This window comes from Candidatus Goldiibacteriota bacterium HGW-Goldbacteria-1 (assembly GCA_002839855.1).
In the GTDB taxonomy this organism is placed as follows: domain Bacteria; phylum Oederibacteriota; class PGYV01; order PGYV01; family PGYV01; genus PGYV01.
Window position 1 is genome coordinate 54,214 of sequence record PGYV01000015.1, and the last position, 17,797, is coordinate 72,010.

At 43.4% G+C, this 17,797-nt stretch carries 22 protein-coding genes; all 22 read left to right on the forward strand.

The features are described from left to right. Positions 1-234, forward strand: a complete 234-nt coding sequence (locus tag CVV21_12235; GenBank protein ID PKL90563.1) for a hypothetical protein — start codon at positions 1-3, stop codon at positions 232-234. Beyond that, positions 179-1,021 (forward strand): 3-deoxy-8-phosphooctulonate synthase, encoded by an 843-nt coding sequence (locus CVV21_12240; protein ID PKL90564.1) that lies wholly within the window; start codon positions 179-181, stop codon positions 1,019-1,021. The genes CVV21_12235 and CVV21_12240 overlap by 56 nt, the downstream gene beginning before the upstream one ends. Beyond that, the gene (locus CVV21_12245) at positions 1,018-1,431 is read left to right on the forward strand and encodes a ribonuclease H (GenBank protein ID PKL90565.1); all 414 of its coding nucleotides are present in this window, start codon (positions 1,018-1,020) and stop codon (positions 1,429-1,431) included. Before CVV21_12240 ends, CVV21_12245 begins: the two co-directional genes overlap by 4 nt. Continuing rightward, on the forward strand, positions 1,424-1,606 hold the full coding sequence (locus tag CVV21_12250; protein ID PKL90566.1) for a hypothetical protein: 183 nt from the start codon (positions 1,424-1,426) through the stop codon (positions 1,604-1,606). The genes CVV21_12245 and CVV21_12250 overlap by 8 nt, the downstream gene beginning before the upstream one ends. Further along, positions 1,593-2,954 (forward strand): peptidase C69, encoded by a 1,362-nt coding sequence (locus tag CVV21_12255; GenBank protein PKL90567.1) that lies wholly within the window; start codon positions 1,593-1,595, stop codon positions 2,952-2,954. Before CVV21_12250 ends, CVV21_12255 begins: the two co-directional genes overlap by 14 nt. A 388-nt stretch (positions 2,955-3,342) precedes the next feature. Further along, complete coding sequence (locus CVV21_12260) at positions 3,343-4,071, forward strand: hypothetical protein (protein PKL90568.1); 729 nt, start codon at positions 3,343-3,345, stop codon at positions 4,069-4,071. Then, a complete protein-coding gene (locus CVV21_12265) occupies positions 4,013-4,960 on the forward strand; it encodes a hypothetical protein (protein PKL90569.1) in 948 nt (315 codons plus the stop codon). Before CVV21_12260 ends, CVV21_12265 begins: the two co-directional genes overlap by 59 nt. Positions 4,961-4,974: 14 nt before the next feature. After that, positions 4,975-5,985 (forward strand): ABC transporter substrate-binding protein, encoded by a 1,011-nt coding sequence (locus CVV21_12270; GenBank protein ID PKL90570.1) that lies wholly within the window; start codon positions 4,975-4,977, stop codon positions 5,983-5,985. 3 nt (positions 5,986-5,988) lie between these two features. Beyond that, positions 5,989-6,480, forward strand: a complete 492-nt coding sequence (locus CVV21_12275) for a hypothetical protein (GenBank protein ID PKL90571.1) — start codon at positions 5,989-5,991, stop codon at positions 6,478-6,480. Then, positions 6,477-7,754: a C4-dicarboxylate ABC transporter gene (locus tag CVV21_12280; protein PKL90572.1), complete on the forward strand. Its 1,278-nt coding sequence runs from the start codon at positions 6,477-6,479 to the stop codon at positions 7,752-7,754. Before CVV21_12275 ends, CVV21_12280 begins: the two co-directional genes overlap by 4 nt. A 99-nt stretch (positions 7,755-7,853) precedes the next feature. Beyond that, complete coding sequence (locus CVV21_12285; GenBank protein ID PKL90573.1) at positions 7,854-8,054, forward strand: cold-shock protein; 201 nt, start codon at positions 7,854-7,856, stop codon at positions 8,052-8,054. Between the two features lie 422 nt (positions 8,055-8,476). Then, a complete protein-coding gene (locus tag CVV21_12290) occupies positions 8,477-9,451 on the forward strand; it encodes a hypothetical protein (protein ID PKL90574.1) in 975 nt (324 codons plus the stop codon). Positions 9,452-9,462: 11 nt separating this feature from the next. Beyond that, entirely contained in the window at positions 9,463-9,816 is a 354-nt protein-coding gene (locus CVV21_12295; GenBank protein PKL90575.1) for an NADH-quinone oxidoreductase subunit A, read from the forward strand. Continuing rightward, entirely contained in the window at positions 9,807-10,313 is a 507-nt protein-coding gene (locus CVV21_12300; GenBank protein ID PKL90576.1) for an NADH-quinone oxidoreductase subunit B, read from the forward strand. Before CVV21_12295 ends, CVV21_12300 begins: the two co-directional genes overlap by 10 nt. A 1-nt stretch (position 10,314) precedes the next feature. Continuing rightward, positions 10,315-10,773 carry a hypothetical protein gene (locus tag CVV21_12305; GenBank protein ID PKL90577.1) on the forward strand — a complete coding sequence of 153 codons (459 nt, stop codon included), beginning with the start codon at positions 10,315-10,317 and terminating at the stop codon, positions 10,771-10,773. Positions 10,774-10,775: 2 nt separating this feature from the next. Further along, on the forward strand, positions 10,776-11,909 hold the full coding sequence (locus CVV21_12310; GenBank protein ID PKL90578.1) for an NADH-quinone oxidoreductase subunit NuoD: 1,134 nt from the start codon (positions 10,776-10,778) through the stop codon (positions 11,907-11,909). 125 nt (positions 11,910-12,034) lie between these two features. After that, on the forward strand, positions 12,035-13,018 hold the full coding sequence (locus tag CVV21_12315) for an NADH-quinone oxidoreductase subunit NuoH (protein PKL90599.1): 984 nt from the start codon (positions 12,035-12,037) through the stop codon (positions 13,016-13,018). A gap of 30 nt (positions 13,019-13,048) precedes the next feature. Next, entirely contained in the window at positions 13,049-13,531 is a 483-nt protein-coding gene (locus CVV21_12320) for an NADH-quinone oxidoreductase subunit I (GenBank protein ID PKL90579.1), read from the forward strand. A gap of 26 nt (positions 13,532-13,557) precedes the next feature. Further along, entirely contained in the window at positions 13,558-14,067 is a 510-nt protein-coding gene (locus CVV21_12325) for an NADH-quinone oxidoreductase subunit J (GenBank protein PKL90580.1), read from the forward strand. Then, the gene (locus CVV21_12330) at positions 14,064-14,375 is read left to right on the forward strand and encodes an NADH-quinone oxidoreductase subunit NuoK (GenBank protein ID PKL90581.1); all 312 of its coding nucleotides are present in this window, start codon (positions 14,064-14,066) and stop codon (positions 14,373-14,375) included. The genes CVV21_12325 and CVV21_12330 overlap by 4 nt, the downstream gene beginning before the upstream one ends. A gap of 37 nt (positions 14,376-14,412) precedes the next feature. Then, positions 14,413-16,314 (forward strand): NADH-quinone oxidoreductase subunit L, encoded by a 1,902-nt coding sequence (locus tag CVV21_12335; GenBank protein ID PKL90582.1) that lies wholly within the window; start codon positions 14,413-14,415, stop codon positions 16,312-16,314. Then, positions 16,315-17,796, forward strand: a complete 1,482-nt coding sequence (locus tag CVV21_12340) for an NADH-quinone oxidoreductase subunit M (GenBank protein ID PKL90583.1) — start codon at positions 16,315-16,317, stop codon at positions 17,794-17,796. It begins immediately after the preceding gene. Position 17,797: the final 1 nt, after the last annotated feature.

Here is a 17,797-nt window from a genome sequence, read left to right on the forward strand (position 1 = left end):
ATGGAAGAAAAGAAACCGGAACCGGTTAACAAGCAGGCGTTAGAGGCGGATATGCTGAAAATAATGCAGATGCACGACAAGTCCGCCCAGGAAAAGTATAACGCGATACAGGACCTTGCAAGAAAATACAATATGCCGCTTGAAAAGCTTTTAAAAAACATAATAACGGACTGGTGCAATGAAGACAAAGAAAAAAAGTTCAGCCAAAAAGGTAAGTTTAAAAAAATTCTTTGAACTGTCGCAGGAAGACTTTTTCTTTATAGGCGGGCCGTGCGTAATTGAAAATGAAGACATGGCTTTTAAAACCGCGTCCGCGCTTAAAGAAATCTGTTACAGTTTAAACATCCCTTTTATTTTTAAAGCGTCATATGACAAAGCCAACAGGACTTCGGCTTCGGCATTCAGGGGCGTGGGCATGGCAAAAGGGTTAAGGATACTTGGAAACATAAAAAAGAAGCTGTCAATTCCCGTCTTAACAGACGTGCATTCCCCGGAAGAAGCAATAGAGGCGGCAAAAGTGGTTGATGTGCTTCAGATACCCGCTTTTCTTTGCAGGCAGACAGACCTTTTAAATGCCGCGGCGGAAACGGGCATTCCGGTTAATATAAAGAAAGGGCAGTTTTTATCGCCTTATGAAGCGGAAAATATGGTCAACAAAGTCCTCGCTAAGGGCAATAAGAACATAATGCTTACTGAAAGAGGGTTTTCTTTCGGGTACAATAACCTTGTGGTGGATATGAAATCCATTGCCATAATGAAAAAACTTGGGTATCCTGTTATAATTGATGCAACGCATTCGGTTCAGCGGCCGGGCGGGGCGGGCACAAGCAGCGGCGGCGACGGCGAGTTTGTGGAAACAATAGCCAGGGCATCTGTGGCGGCGGGGGCAAACGGGCTTTTTATGGAAGTGCACCCAAGCCCGGAAAAAGCTTTAAGCGACAAAGCCACGCAGTATCCGCTTAAATCTGTTAAAAAGTTTCTTGAGGAATTAAAAAATATATTTGAGACGGTGAAAAGATGAGTAAATATGTGGGATTTGCGGATGGCGCCAGCAGCGGCAATCCGGGCGACGCGGGAATAGGCATAGTTATAAAGGAAGACGGAAAGGAAGTATTAAGGGTCTCAAAATCCATAGGGGTGGCCACCAATAACGTGGCTGAATACATGGCAATAATAAAACTTCTTGAAATGACGGATGACCTGGAAATTGACGAGATAGAAATATTTTCAGACAGCGAACTTGCGGTAAAACAGATTAACGGTGAGTATAAAATAAATGACGAAAAACTGAAAGAACTTAACGCTAAAGTGCAGTCATTCAGGAGCATAACAAAATTTACCGTTACGCATGTAGGCCGTGAAAAGAACAGCGACGCGGATAAACTTGCCAAAGAGGGAAGTAAAAGAGGGAGCAAGCTGCACAATGTATGAACTTTTAACCGGCATTTTTTTTACAATATTCGCGCTTGCGGTTTACGGCATGCTTAAATACGGTTTTAATATTGTATTTGTTTATATAGGGCTGTTTTCACTTCTTATTATCGTATGGGGTATGGCTGCCGTGCTGAAAGAAAGAAAAGGGAATCAAAAAGATGAGCAGGATTGATAATGAAGCCGTCCGCAAAATGGCGGGGGCGGGTTTTGGTATCTGGGATATTTTCTATGAGAAGTCCGCTTCATTAAGCATTACCTTTGAAGACAACCGTGTTGATAAAGTACAGTCGGGCCTGGATGAAGGCTTTGGGCTGCGCGGGACAAAAGGCAATAAAACATTCTATGGCTTTACCAATAATATATCTTCCGTTAAAAATGTCGCTGATACCATTGCCGGTGCGGGAAAAAATTCATGCGCTGATTTTATATTCTCCGAAATGAAACCTTCTGTTTTTAATCCTGTTAAAATCATGCCGGATACAATTTCCGTGGATGCAAAAACGCTGCTGTTAAAAGAAGTAAATGACATGATAAGGTCGGGATATAAAGGGATAAGGCAGGTCAACGCCTCTTATCTGGAAAAGATACAGGATGTTGAAATAATAAATAATAACGGGGTCCTTGTAAAAGACAAACGTGTTTACACGTCTTTTATAATCTTTGTTATTGCGGCAGGGGAAAACAGAATAGAGACCGCGCACGCTGTCATATCGGGCCATGCGGGGTTTGAAGTGCTTGATAAAAATACAGTTTTCAGCAGGGCTAAAGATGCCGCGGGGCTTGCGGTATCCATGCTTGATACTGACAGAAAGATAGCGGGACAGATGCCCGTGATACTGTCTTCAACAGCCGGCGGCACAATGATACACGAAGCGGTAGGGCATTCGCTGGAAGCCGACCTTGTACAGAAAGATATGTCAGAGTATAAGGGCAGAATGGGACAGAAGGTAAGTTCGCCCCTTATCACGGTTATTGATGACGCAACCCTTACAAACAAGCGCGGCTCTTTCTCTTTTGATGATGAAGGCACTCCCGCGCAGAAAACAGTCCTTATAGAAAACGGAATACTAAAAAATTTCATGTATGACAGGGAAACTGCGGCCAAAGACAATACGCAGTCCACGGGCAACGGGCGCAGGGAATCTTACAGGTTCCGCCCCATTCCAAGGATGCGAAATACAATGATAGCGCCCGGCACCGGCAGCCCGCAAGATTTGATAAATGATACCAAAGAAGGCATCTTTGTGAAAAGAATGGGCGGGGGGCAGGTAAATACTGTCACCGGCGAGTTTATTTTTGAAGTCAAAGAGGGTTATTTAATAGAAAACGGAAAGGTAACAGTGCCTGTCAGAAATGCCACGTTAATGGGCAAAGGCGCGGATGTTATAAATTCAATTGATGCTGTCTGTAATGATATAGGGTTTGATGTGGGCACCTGCGGGAAAGACGGGCAGGGAGTTCCGGTTTCAGACGCCCAGCCAACACTGCGTATTCCACAGCTGCTGGTGGGGAGTAAGTAGTACTGGTAGAGGCTTGGATGCTTGGAAGGTTGGATGCTTGGAAGGTCGGTTTGGTAGTGGTAGACGCGGGTCTTTAGCCCGCGGTAGTTGATCAAAATGAAAGCAAGTTAAGCTATAAGCAGTTAAGCAATTAAGCATAAGCAATTAAGCATAAGCGATGCATAGACATTTCTCCGCTATAGCTTAATTGCTTAATGCGCTTATGCTTAGTGATCTTCTGCTTAGCGGTCTTCCGCTATAGCTTAATTGCTTAATATGCTTATGCTTAGTTTTACTGTAATCATTTCCCCCCTATTTTACGTCAAATAATACAGGCAAAGATTAAAAGTGGACATCATAATTTTGGTATGTTACATTATTAATGCTTTTAAAAACACGGAGGAAACTGATGAAAAAGTTTGTGATAATGGCTGTGGCAGTTGTATTTTTAACTGTTTCCGCGGCATATTCAGCTGATTCAGCCGGCAATACCTGTAACGCGGTGCCGGAATTATCATCAAGTTTCTATCCGATAGGCCTTCATAATATCCTTTATCTTAAAGGGTATAAAAAAGACAATCCTTCAAAAGAAATGTTTATTAAGGCAGAGGTCATAAAAATAGAAAAAAAAGACGGTAATGATTATTACTATTTTTTCGCGCCGCAGGTAGGGGTAAGGTATCTTGTAAGGGAAACAAAAGAAGGCATTGAAATGAGAGTGATAAAGTATCCATTTCCCTTTTTTGGATTTTCAATAGAGGTGGATCTAAAACCTGCGATGACCTTTCTTAAGTATCCGCTTAAGGTGGGTGAAAAGTGGAATTATAAGGGAAAAGCGGAAGCTACGGTACTTTTTATAAAATTGGGAAGGGAAATAAGTACGGATTTTGAAATTGTTTCAAAAGAAACCGTAAAGCTTCCTGCCGGAGAATTTGAAGCATATCATATTACGGCAAAAGTTGACGAAGGCGACGGAAAAGGTATTCATACAGAAAAATACTGGTATTCTAAAGGTTTGGGTTATTCCAGGGCGGATACAAGCGGTCACTTTGCGGAGCTTGTGGGTTATAAGATTTTTGATGAAAAAACAGGCAAATTTGCCGAAAAGATACCTGACGGGGTGGAAAAATATGAATAAGTTTAAAGCGGCTGTTATAACCGCATCATTATTTCTTTTTCTTTTATCCGGCTGTTCATTAAAGCGGACAATTGTTAATTCCACGGGCCTTATAATGGATGATGTAGAGGGCGCTTTTTATGAAGAAAACGATATTTTATTCGCCCAAGCCGCCATTCCCGGAAATTTAAAACTGTTGGACGGCCTTATAAGGGGTTCTAACCGTGAAAATGAAAGTTTATTAATCAAAGGAAGCAAACTTTACGGCATGTATGCCATGGCTTTTCTTGAAGATGCCACGGCAGATAAAAAAGATGACAGAGAAAATATGGCAAGGGCAAAAAACTTTTATAAACGCGCCAGGGATTACGGTATGGCGGCGCTGATGAAGAATAACGATTTTAAAAAGGCGCAGGAAGGCAGTTATGACGAATTTAAAAGTTCGCTTCAGGCGTTCGGAAAAAATGACGTAGAGCCGTTATTTTGGACGGCTTTTTCCTGGGGCAGTTTTGTTAATTTAAGCAAAAATTCACCCATGGATATTGCGGACCTGCCCAAAGTAAAAGCAATGATAGAAAGGGTAATAGAAATAGACGACACTTATTTTTACGGACTGCCGCACCTTTTTATGATAGTTTATTACAGCATGCCAAAAATGTTCGGCGGCGATACGGACCTTGCAAAGAAAGAATATGACAGGGTAAAAGAGATATCCGGTGCAAAGCTTGCGCTGGTGGAAGTTTATATGGCAAAACATTACGCGGTGCAGTTACAAGACAGGGCGCTTTTTGACACCTTTATTGAAGCTGTAAATAATACCGATGACGATGTAATACCCGAGATAATGTTCACAAAAGTGGCAAAGAAAAAAGCGGCGGTTATGGCTGAAAAAGCGGACCAGCTGTTTTAAAAGGAGGAAATAATATGAAAAAGTTAACTGTAATTCTTCTGGCAATGCTTTTAGCCGCGGGGGTTTTCGCGGCGGAAAAGAAAACTGTAATTAAGTTTGCGTCAGTTGCGCCGGATGGTTCAACGTGGATGAATATAATGGAAGAATTTGCCGAAGAAGTGACCGAAAAGACCGGCGGGGCAGTAGAGTTTAAATTCTATCCCGGCGGCGTAAGCGGCGATGAAAAAGACGTTCTGCGTAAAATGAAGATAAACCAGATAAACGCGGCCGGCTTTACTTCACAGGGGCTTGGCGAAGTGGTAAAGGAAGTAAGGCTTTTAAACCTGCCTTTCATGTTTAATTCATATAAGCAGATAGACTATGTAATGGAAAAAATGTCGCCATTCTTTGAAGCGCAGTATCAGAAAAAAGGGTACACAGTACTTGGCTGGCCGGAAGTGGGTTTTGCGTATGTGTTCAGCAAAGATAAAGTGGAATCGCTTGAAGATTTCAGGAAAGTTAAGATGTGGATATGGGGCGATGACCAGCTTGTAAATTCACTGTTTAAAAATATCGGGATTGTTCCCATACCGCTGGCGCTGTCAGACGTAAACCAGTCTTTGCAGACAGGGCTTATTGAAGGGGTTTACGGTTCGCCGCTTTCAGCAATTGCCATGCAGTGGAATACCAGCGTTAAGAATATGCTTAACATAAAGGTGGCAAACGTACCGGGAGGGATCCTTATCAATAATAAGACCTGGGCGTCTTTAACCGACGAACAGAAGAAGATAATAAAAGAAGCGGGAAAAAAACATTTTTCAAAACTGACGCAGGCAAGCCGCAAAGAGAACGAAGAAGCGATTGCGGCTCTTAAAAAAACAGGGACAAAAATATCTGATATCAAAGGGCAGGAAGATATAAAAGTGCTTGATGAAGTGGCAATAAAGACTGCCAATGACCTTGTGGGAAAATTCTACACAAAGGCGCAGCTTGATGAAATGCTTGGCTATATAGCACAAGCAAAAAAAGAAGAAAAGGTAAAATAATAATTGAAATTTTTAAGAAGTTTAAATTATAACGTTTACAGGACGCTTAAAGTAGTGGTGGTAACCCTTTTTATACTGCTGCTTGCTTTTTCAGCGCTGCAGGTGATTTTACGCCTTCTCTTTAAGACAGGTATACCCAATGCGGAATCGCTTTCAAGGTATCTTGTCCTTTGGGTAAGCTTTCTGGGCGCTTCGCTTGCCGCGTTCAAACACCGCCACATTAATCTGGATATCATCAGTAAATATCTGAAGAAAATAAACCCCGGCCTTGTGGGTGTTATTATCAGCACGGCAGCCACGGTAATACTTGGTTTTCTTTCGTGGGCGGGAGTGGTTTTTATCTTTAACGAAATGCCGGATTCACATAAAGTTTTCTTTATCCCTGTATGGGTTATGGAATCCGTAATACCGTTAACGTTTATTACAATGATGTTTATATATTTTCAGGGTATCTTTGACAGTTTGAAAATTATGCGTAAGGCGATTAAGAAATGACCGCGGCGATAATAGGGATAACAGCGGTACTGCTTGCCATAGTGGGAATGCCTTTGTTTCTTGTTTTTGCGGGGCTGGCTGTGGCGCTTTTTATAATGGCGGGCATAGACACATCAGCCGTTATTATAGAAATAAGCAGAATGGCCGCTTCTCCCGTGCTTATTGCAATTCCGCTTTTCACTTTTGCGGGCTATCTGCTGGCTGAAAGCGGCACCCCCAAAAGGCTTATTAAATTAACCCGCGCGCTTGTGGGTTCCATAAAAGGCGGCACCGCTATTGTGGCGCTTTTTGTCTGCGCTTTTTTTACGTCTTTTTCAGGCGCGTCAGGCGTAACTATTATCGCGCTGGGCGGCATTTTGTACCCTATGCTTATAAAGGATAAATATCCGCAGAACTTCTCGCTGGGGCTTTTAACCACGTCGGGCAGCCTGGGGCTTTTATTCCCGCCAAGCCTGCTGCTTATACTTTACGGCGTAATTGCAAACGTAAGTATTTCAAAACTTTTCATAGCCGGAATAATTCCGGGAATCATATTAATACTTCTTATGACGTTATGGTCTTTAAAACAGGGCGCTGTGCTTGATAATACAGAGCCGTTTGAATGGGGAAAACTTGCAAGCGCCTTAAAAGAGACTGCGTGGGAAATACCTCTTCCGTTTGTGGTTATTGGCGGTATTTACAGCGGAACATTTACGGCGTCGGAAGCCGCCATCTTAACCGCCGCGTATGCATTCATTATAGAGGTTTTTATATATAAGGATTTATCTTTAACGCGTGATATTCCAAGGATAATACGGTCAAGCATGATAGTGGTGGGCGGCATATTTGTAATACTTGGCGCGGCTATGGGCTTTACCAATTACCTGGTGGATGAACAGGTGCCCATGCAGATTCTTGACTGGTTAAGGACATATGTTCACGAAAAATGGCTGTTCCTTCTTCTGCTGAATATATTTCTTATACTTGTGGGCGCTGTGCTGGATGTTTTTTCGGCATTAATAGTGGTATTGCCTTTAATGCTGCCTATCGCAAAGGAATTCGGCATTGATCCCGTGCATATGGCAATTATATTCCTGGCTAACCTTGAAATAGGGTATAACGCGCCGCCGGCGGGCTTAAACCTGTTTATAGCGTCATACAGGTTTAGAAAACCCGTTCTTACGCTTGCAAAGGCAGCGTTACCTTTTCTAGCCATGCTTATTATAGGGCTTATGCTTATTACCTATATTCCGGATTTAAGCCTTATCCTTATAAAGATTTTTAATGTACAGTAAAAAAGGGTATTGACATAAAAGTAAAAAAATGTATAATTTTCCCATAAGTGTAGAAGAAGTGCTGCACGGATTTAAAAATTTTTTGGAGGTAGTAGAAGTATGGCAAACGGAAAGGTGAAATGGTTTAATGAAAAGAAAGGTTACGGTTTCATTGAACAGGCAGGCGGAAAAGATGTATTTGTTCATTTTGACGCAATCAAGATGGACGGCTTCAAGACTCTTAGAGAAGGCGAAGAAGTGACGTTTGACATCGTAGAAGGCGCAAAAGGACCCCAGGCATCGAACGTACAGAGAGGCTAATTAGCTCTCTCCCAATAAAAGCCCGGCGGATATCCGCCGGGCTTTTTCTTTTTCCCGAAGGGAAAAAATAAAGGCCCAAGAAGTTAATGGGGCCTTTTTCCCTATGGGAAAAAATAAAGGCCCAAGAAGTTGATGAGGGCTTTTTCTTTTTCCTATGGGAAAAAATAAAGGCCCAAGAAGTTGATGGGGCCTTTTTCCCTAAAGACCCCGAAATGCCGGTGGTTTTTCTGCTAAAGCATCAAATTTATTCCGTTTAACCTTTAAAATAAAGCGAAATATTGAAAATCAACCAAAATAACCTTGACTTTTTTATCATTCGGTATAAAATATAAAAATATTTTTAATTCTGCAGTTCATAAAACGGTAAAAACACGCAATAAACTGTGTTGGTTTTCAAAAAAAATGTCATTCAAAGGCGATTAATGTTCAAAAATAAGGATATAAAACATAAGCTTGACCTTATTAATAAAAAGCTTGAAGCGGCGGCCAACAGCGACAGTAAGGGCGTAAAGTACCTTATGGAAAATATAGATTTATCCAAAGGTAAAAGGATAAGAGGCCTTCTGGTTCTTCTTACAGCGCAATTAAACGGTGAAAAAGAGAGTGATACAGCGGCGGATACGGCTGCGGCGATGGAACTGTTACACCATGCAACGCTTATTCATGACGATATTCTGGATAATTCGGAAAAAAGAAGGGGAGAAAAATCCCTTTTTAAGATGGCCGGATATCAGATGTCAGTGCTTGGCGGGGATTACCTTTTTGCCAACGCGGCAAGCCTGCTTATAAAGCAGCAGAATCTGAAGCTTTATTCCGTTATGTTTGACGGTGTAAAACAGATATGCGAAGGGGAAATTGATGAAGTATATAATAAGAATAACCCTTTAATAACGCCAAAGCAGTATTTTGATATTATAAAAAGCAAGACAGCTTCACTTATAATGGTAAGCGTGCAGGCGGGCGCGGTTTTAGCCGGAATAAGCGGCAAAAATTTCACGCTGCTTTCGGATTTTGGCACAGAAGCCGGAATGGCTTTTCAGATAAAAGACGACATACTGGATATCACTTCTGATGAAACAAAACTTGGCAAACCGGCAGGAAGCGATATCAGGGAAGGCAAGGCGACGCTTCCTTTAATAATGGCAATGCAGAACGCGGGTAAGGGAATAGAGACTGCGGCAATATGCAGGGTTTTTGAAAACGGCAAAGCGGCAGAAAATACAAATAATATAATTGAATTTATTCAGAAATATAAAGGCATTGAAGCCGCGGAAGAAGCGGCGGCAATTCACGTAAAAGCGGCAAAGAAAAACTTAAGGGCGGTCAGCGTGAAAAATGCCGATGCCTTAAAACGGCTTGAAGAAATGGCAGTCTATATGTTTGACAGGAAAAATTAACGGAGGTAACCATGGAATACGGGACGCTTTTGGTCTTTCTTTTATTTTCAATTGTGTTTGTAGGCGGAGGCATAGCTGTAAATTACCTTATAATGCCGCAGAAACCCAATGATGAAAAGAACGAAACGTATGAATGCGGCATAGACCCGAAAGGGGATGCCGAAATAAGGTTTAATATGAGGTTTTATGTCTTCGCGTTAATGTATGTAATTTTTGCCGTGGAAGCGGCTTTTTTAATACCATGGGCTGTTGTGTATAAATCCGTTTCCGGATGGGCCCCTTTTATTGAAGCTTTAATTTTTATATTAATCCTTGTCCTGGGGCTGGCGTATGCCTGGAAAAAAGGAGACCTTAAATGGGAATAATGAACGGTGTCCCCGCAAGCGTTTTAAAGATACCGGGCGGGCAGATAATTACCACATCAATTGATTGGGCTTTAAATGAAGGCAGAAAGAATTCAATGTGGACTTTGACTTTTGGAATAAAGTGCTGTGCCATGGAAATGATGGCAGCCGGCGCCGCAAAGTATGACTGGTCCAGGTTCGGTTTTGAAGTGCCTGCGGCATCGCCAAGAAGGGCGGATGTAATGATTGTGGCAGGCACCGTGGTAAAGAAAATGGCGCCTGTAATTAAAAGGCTTTATGAACAGATGGCTGAACCCAAATATGTAATAGCCATGGGCGCCTGCGCGGTATCCGGCGGCCCTTTTGTATATGATTCCTATTCGGTAATACACGGTGTGGATGAAGTGATACCCGTGGATATTTACCTTCCGGGATGCCCTCCGCGTCCGGAAGCGCTTCTTGATGCCCTGATAAAACTTCAGAAAAAAATATCATCACAATCCATAGTGAGGAAATAATATGACCACTCAGGAACTTCTTGAAAAGATAAAAGGCAAAATTCAGATAACGGAAAGCAAAGAAGACCTTGGAATTTTGAATGCGGTTATCAGCAAAGGCAATTCAAAAAACGCCATTGTCTGCCTTAAAAATGATTTTGGTTTTGACCACATGAACTTTATGACGGCTATAGATAAACCGGCGGAATCCTGCATAGAGGTAATTTACAGGCTTTATTCAAATGAGACAAAAGATTCAATTGTAATAAGGGTGAAGCTTGACAGGGCAGAGCCCAAAGCGGACTCTGTCGCTGATATTTTCAGAACCGCCGACTGGCACGAACGCGAAGCAGCAGAAATGTTCGGGATAGAATTTACCGGCCATCCGGATCCAAGGCGTTTTCTGCTGGATGAAGGCATCATAAACCCTTTAAGAAAAGATTTTACCCATCCTGATTTTAAACCAATGCCGAAGGTGTGATAATGGACAACTATTCAAACATTCCGGTATCTTTAGAAAAAACAGGCACAGAAGAATACATACTTAACATGGGGCCTCAGCACCCAAGCACCCACGGCGTTTTAAGGCTGGTTTTAAAACTTGACGGCGAAACCATAAAGGACATAGTGCCCGACCTTGGCTACGTGCATAGGGGGCTTGAAAAATTATTTGAAAACAGGACATACGGCCAGATTATCCCGTATCTTGACAGGACAGATTACCTGTCGGCAATGAACAATGAATGGGCTTACGTGATGGCTGTTGAAAAACTTATGGGAATAGAAGCGCCCGAACGCGCCCAGTACATGCGCGTAATTTTCGCGGAGCTAAACAGGATAATGAGCCACCTTCTGTGGTATTCGGCTTACGGAATGGATATCGGCGCTTTAACACCGCTGCTTTACGCTTTCCGCGAAAGGGAAGAAATTATAGACATGGTGGAAGCCGCATGCGGCGGAAGGTTAACGCATAATTATTACAGGATAGGCGGCTTCAGGCAGGACCTTCCAAAAGGATTTTTTGACATGCTGAAAAAATTCATATCGCACTTTAAGGATAAAGTGGATGAATACGAAGCGCTGCTTATTAATAACGTGATTTTTGTAAAAAGGGCGCAGGGTGTGGGCGTGCTTAAAAAAGACACGGCAATAAATTACGGCGTGACCGGCCCCAACTTAAGGGCGTCCGGCGTGAACATAGACATAAGAAAACAGGACGCGTATGGCGTATACGGCAAACTTGATTTTAAGGCTTGCCTGCGCGATAACGGAGACACATGGGACCGCTGCAAGGCAAGAATGGCGGAAATGCGCGAGTGTGTAACAATCCTTAAACAGGCAATGGACATGATACCCGAAGGCGACGTAATGGCGAAAGTGCCAAGGATAATAAAGCCGGCGGCAGGGGAAGTTTACACAAGAGTAGAAGGCCCCAAAGGTGAAGTGGGCGTTTATATAGTAAGCGATGGCACGGACAAACCATACAGGATGAAATTAAGGCAGCCGTCGTTCAGCAATTTATCCGTTATCAAAGAAATTTCCGTAGGGCACAAGATAGCCGACCTGGTGGCTATAATGGGAAGCCTTGACATTATAATTCCGGAAATAGACAGATAAAATAATTTTATACCAATAAACAAAAAAGAGGTACATAAGTGGACTTCAAAAAACTTTTATGGGAACTGTTTTACGATACAGGCAGGCCGCTTTCGCAGTTTTACGCGTGGGCGCATAATCTTTGGATGCAGACCGGGCTTCCGGGCTTTATTCTTGATGTATTCTTTCAGCTGGTCATAGCCGCAGTAATAGCGGTCTTTATCGCGTTAAACGCGCTTTGGATTATATATTATGAAAGAAAATTTGCGGCTTTGCTTCAGATAAGAAAAGGGCCAAACAGGGTAGGGCCTTTTGGATTATTTCAGACAGTGGCAGATACCATTAAAATGCTTCTTAAAGAAGACATAAATCCGGATAAAGCCGATATCCTTACATTCTGGGCGGCGCCCTTTATTGTTTTTGCCGCGTCATTCGGCGTATTTCTTGTAATACCTTTTGGCAACGGGCTTATAGCGGGCGATGTAAATATAGGTATACTGTACGTGCTGGCGATAAGCGGGCTTGCGGTAATAGGTATTTTATCCGCGGGTTTTGGTTCTAACAGCAAGTACTCCCTGATAGGCGGCTTAAGGTCAGCCGCGCAGGTAATAAGCTACGAAATCCCGATGGTGTTAACCGTGCTTGCGGTTGTCATGCTGGCGGGCTCTTTAAAGATGAGCGACATTGTGGCGGCGCAGACAGGCAACCCTTTAAACTGGTATTTTATTCCGCAGATAATTGGTTTTGTTTTATTTCTTATAGCGGGCAACGCGGAAATAAACAGGGGGCCTTTTGACCTTCCTGAAGCTGAATCTGAACTTGTATCGGGTTTTATCACCGAATACTCCGGTATGAAATTTGCCATGTTCTTTCTGGCAGAATACACAAACCTTTTTCTTACCTCCGCGCTTGCGGCCACGCTTTTTCTTGGCGGCTGGCAGGGGCCTTTTCTTCCTCCGGTAGTCTGGTTTATGTTAAAGACCTATTTTGTGGTCACTATCCTGATGTGGGCAAGGTGGACTTTCCCGCGTATAAGGGTGGACCATCTTATGGCATTTTCGTGGAAGATACTTCTTCCTATCGCGCTTTTAAACCTTATTATTACGGCATTTTTAGTTAAAGTTTTATAATCTGACGGAATCAATCAGGGAGAAACAATAATGATAAAGTATATAAGTGAAATAATAAAAGGTATCATAAGCCTTATGCAGGGGCTTGGAGTTACGCTTAAACACGCGTTTCGTAAACCCATTACCATGCAGTATCCGGAAGTAAAAGCGGATCTGCCCGTGCGCGTGCGCGGCAGGCTTGTAATGCCGCTTGACCCGGAAAAAAATGACAACAGGTGCACCGCCTGCAATATCTGCGTAAAGGCGTGCCCGAACCTTTCCATAACCACTGAAAAAGTTATGGAAGAGGGAAAACCAAAACCCAAGGCCGCGAAATATAATTACAACCTTGCCACCTGCATGTTCTGCAACCTTTGTGTGGAAGCGTGCCCGTTTGGCGCCATTATAATGTCTGAAGAATACGAACTTGCCACGCAGAATAAATCTGACCTTATGATAGACCTTGTGGCGGAAAGATACGTATTAAAAGGAAAGAAAGAAAAATACTTTCTTTCCAAATATAAAGAAGAATAAATAAACGATACTTTAAGGAGAGTTAAATGGTTGAAACCATACTTTTTTACGGTTTTGCGGCCCTTATTTTAATCAGCGCGTTATTAATGGTTTTTGCGCCGAATATTTATCACAGCGCTTTGTTTTTGGCGCTGTCGCTTTTTGGCGTGGCGGGTATTTACGTTGTTCTAAACTCGTATTTTCTTGCCGGTATTCAGGTGCTGGTTTACATAGGCGCGGTTGTTGTGCTTTCACTTTTTGTAATTAACCTTACCCGCAGGATAATAGAATCGGATTCAGACCAGCACAATGAACAGCTGCTTCCGGCGGTTATAATTTCCGCGCTTACCGCTTTCCTTATAATAAGCGCGGCTTTAAAAACAAACTGGGGAACAATGATTGCCCACAGGGTGGCGCAGGACAACACGGCGCTTACCGGACGGCTGCTGCTTAATGAATTTGTGGTGCCTTTTGAAGTGGTATCTGTCCTGCTTCTGGCGGCTTTGATAGGCGCCATAGCAATTGTGGCAGGGGACAAAAAGGGGGCGGCTAAATGACCATTACACTTGTGCATTATGTGGTTTTAAGCGCGCTGCTTTTTTCAATCGGCATGATAGGCGTGCTTACAAGAAGAAATGCCATAGGAATTTTAATGTCACTGGAACTTTTATTTAACGCGGCCACAATTAATATGGTGGCGTTTGCCAAATATGTAACCCCGCAGGAAATAACCGGCGATATATTCACAATATTCATAATAGCCATTGCCGCGGCGGAAAGCGTGCTTGGCCTTGCCATAATACTGGCGCTTTTCAGAAAAAGGGAAACAATAAACGCCGACGAAATGAACATAATGAAATACTAATGATAAAATTTAATACGATAATACGGAGGAATAACCTGTGGAACAATTAAACGTGCTTGGGCTTGCAATACCGGCCCTGCCATTACTGGCGTTTCTTGTAATAACAGCTTTTACCCAAAAACAGAAGATGTTAAGCGCGGTACTGTCAATTACGTGCATGTTCGCGGCTTTTTCAATTTCCGTTTACCTTTTAATCCTGCAGCTGAACTTGGGGCACGGCGCTTCACATGAATTTTCATTCCCGTGGCTGTACCTTGGCGACGTGAAAATGAGCCTTGGAATACTTATAAACCCGTTAACCACGGTAATGCTTATAGTTGTGACAACGGTCAGTATGCTTGTGCAGGTATATTCAATAGGGTATATGAAGGGCGATTACGCTTTTTCAAGATTTTTCTCGTACATCTCTTTATTCTCTTTTTCAATGCTTGGAATAGTCCTTGCCAACAACCTTATACAGATGTACATTTTCTGGGAGCTTGTGGGCCTGTGTTCATATCTTCTTATCGGTTTCTGGTGGTTCAAACCGGAAGCCGCGGAAGCATCCAAGAAAGCTTTTGTGGTTACAAGGTTCGGCGATTTTGGATTCTTAATCGGCATACTTATCCTGTCATATATTACCGGCACTTTTAATTTCGCGGAAATTCAGGTGCAGATAACAGCCGGCGTTTTATCGCCGGGCATGCTTACGCTAATAGCCCTTTTATTATTCAGCGGCGCTGTCGGTAAAAGCGCGCAGTTTCCGCTGCACGTCTGGCTGCCCGACGCCATGGAAGGCCCCACGCCGGTATCGGCATTAATTCACGCGGCTACAATGGTGGCGGCCGGTGTATTTATGGTGGCAAGGCTGTTTGGCATATTTTCCGCGTCGCCCCATGCAATGCTTGTCATTGCCTATCTTGGCGGCTTCACTGCAATCTTTGCCGCGACAATCGCGCTTACGCAGAATGACATAAAAAGGGTGCTTGCGTTTTCCACGTTAAGCCAGCTTGGCTACATGATGCTGGCGCTGGGAATAGGCGGCTACACATCGGGCATGTTCCACTTAACCACCCACGCGTTTTTCAAGGCGCTTTTGTTCCTTGGCGCGGGTTCGGTGATTCATGCTGTTCACACAAATGATATTCAGCTTATGGGCGGGCTGCATAAAAAGATGCCGATTACGTCCATTACTTTTTTAATTGCGTCGCTATCAATCGCGGGAATATTTCCGCTGTCAGGTTTCTGGAGCAAGGATGAAATACTTGTTAATATAATGGAATCGGGGCATATGGGGCTGTATTACGTTGCCGCAGCCACGGCTTTTTTAACGGCCTTTTACATGTTCCGCCTCTACTTAATGACCTTTACGGGCAAACCGCGCGACGCGCACGCTTATGACCACGCGCACGAATCGCCTTTGACAATGACAATACCGCTTATGATACTGGCAGTGCTGTCAATAGTAACGGGGCTTGCCGGCATACCGGGAAAAGAACAAAGCGTATACAACTTTTTATTTTTTGGCGCCCACCCGCACGAAACTCATTTTAACATGGGCGTGGCTTTGTCATCCAGCGCCATTGCCGTATCGGGGATTCTGCTGGCGCTTTTGATGTACTCTTTTGGGGTTATAAAACCGGAAGCGGTAAAGAAAGTATCCGGCCCGCTTTACAAACTTTCCTATAATAAATATTACATAGATGAGATATACATGTTTTTCATCAAGAACGGGTTTTTTGTTATCGCCTCCGCGGTCAAGTGGTTTGACAGGCACGTGGTGGACGGCGCCGTTAACCTTGTGGCGTTTTTGTGCAGGTGGTCGGGAAGCAAGTTAAGGCTTACTATAAACGGCGGGGTTCAAAGTTATGCGCTGATAATATTTGGCGGGCTGGTGCTTATAGCGGCGGTTTTTGCCGTATGGAATCCGGACGCCCTGAAGCTTTTGGGAGGCAGATAAATGGCAGAGTTTCTTGGAACTATACCTTTTCTTACAATAATTTACCTTATGCCGCTGTGCGCGGTTATTGCGCTTTTTTTTATTCCGGGAAGCAATCAGAAAGCGGTAAAAATTGTATCGCTTGTCTTCTCCGTGATTTCATTTATTCTATCTGTAATACTGTTTATTTCATACGACTACAAAAAGGGCGGGCTTCAGTTTGTGGAACGAATGGACTGGATACCATCCATAGGCGTTAATTATTTCATGGGTGTAAACGGTATTAACGTGGCGCTGGTGCTTTTAACAGGTATAATAATCACCGCCGGCATACTTGCAAGCTGGGACTTAAATTACAGGCCTAAAGAATTCTTTATATTATTGCTGACGCTTACAACCGGTGTTTATGGCGTGTTTATGACGTACAACCTTTTTCTTTTCTTCTTTTTCTATGAAATAGCTGTGCTGCCCATGTACCTTTTAATCGGCATCTGGGGAACAGGGGATAAGGAATACGCGGCAATGAAACTGACTTTATATCTGCTTGTGGGTTCCGCCCTTATACTTGCGGGCCTTCTTGGCATTTACTTTGCGACAGGCATGCACACGTTTGATTTTGATAAAATAGAAAAGTTCGCGTTTGACCCGACGTTCCAGAAAATTTTCTTCCCGATACTATTTGTGGGCTTTGGCATATTGGCCGCACTGTGGCCTTTCCATACCTGGTCTCCGGACGGACACGCCTCCGCGCCTACGGCAGTTTCCATGCTGCACGCGGGAGTCCTTATGAAACTGGGGGCATACGGGTGCCTTATAATTCCTGTCTGGCTGTTCCCAATTGGCGCAAAGTTCTGGCTGCCTGTGGTGGCTTTGATGACTCTGGTTAATATCGTGTACGGCTCTATCGGCGCTGTTAAACAGACAGATTTAAAATACATAGTCGCGTATTCCAGCGTAAGCCATATGGGTGTTGTGCTTTTAGGTATTGCCGGAATGAATTCGGTGGCTTTAAGCGGCGCGGTGTTCCAGATGGTATCTCACGGTATCATGACGGGGCTGTTTTTCGGATTAATAGGCATGACATACGGAAGGACGCATACAAGGGATATTCATAAAATGCACGGGCTTGCAAAGGTAATGCCGGTGCTTGCGGTATTTTTTGCCATGACAGGGCTGTGTTCGCTTGGGCTTCCCGGGCTGTCCGGCTTTGTGGCGGAACTGACAACCTTTGTCGGTGTTTATAAAACCTTTCCCATACTTACCATAATTTCGGTTATCAGTATTGTTGTAACCGCTTTTTATGTGTTAAGGGTTGTTCAGATAGTGTTCTTAGGGCCCATTGACGCGGAATATAAAGATTTAAAGGACGCCAAATTTACGGAAATTGCATCGCTTTCCATACTGATGTTTTTTATAGTCCTGTTTGGTGTTTATCCTTTTTACATGATGGAACTTATTCACAGTTCTGTACTGCCGATAGCGGCAAAAATAGGAGGTATGTAAA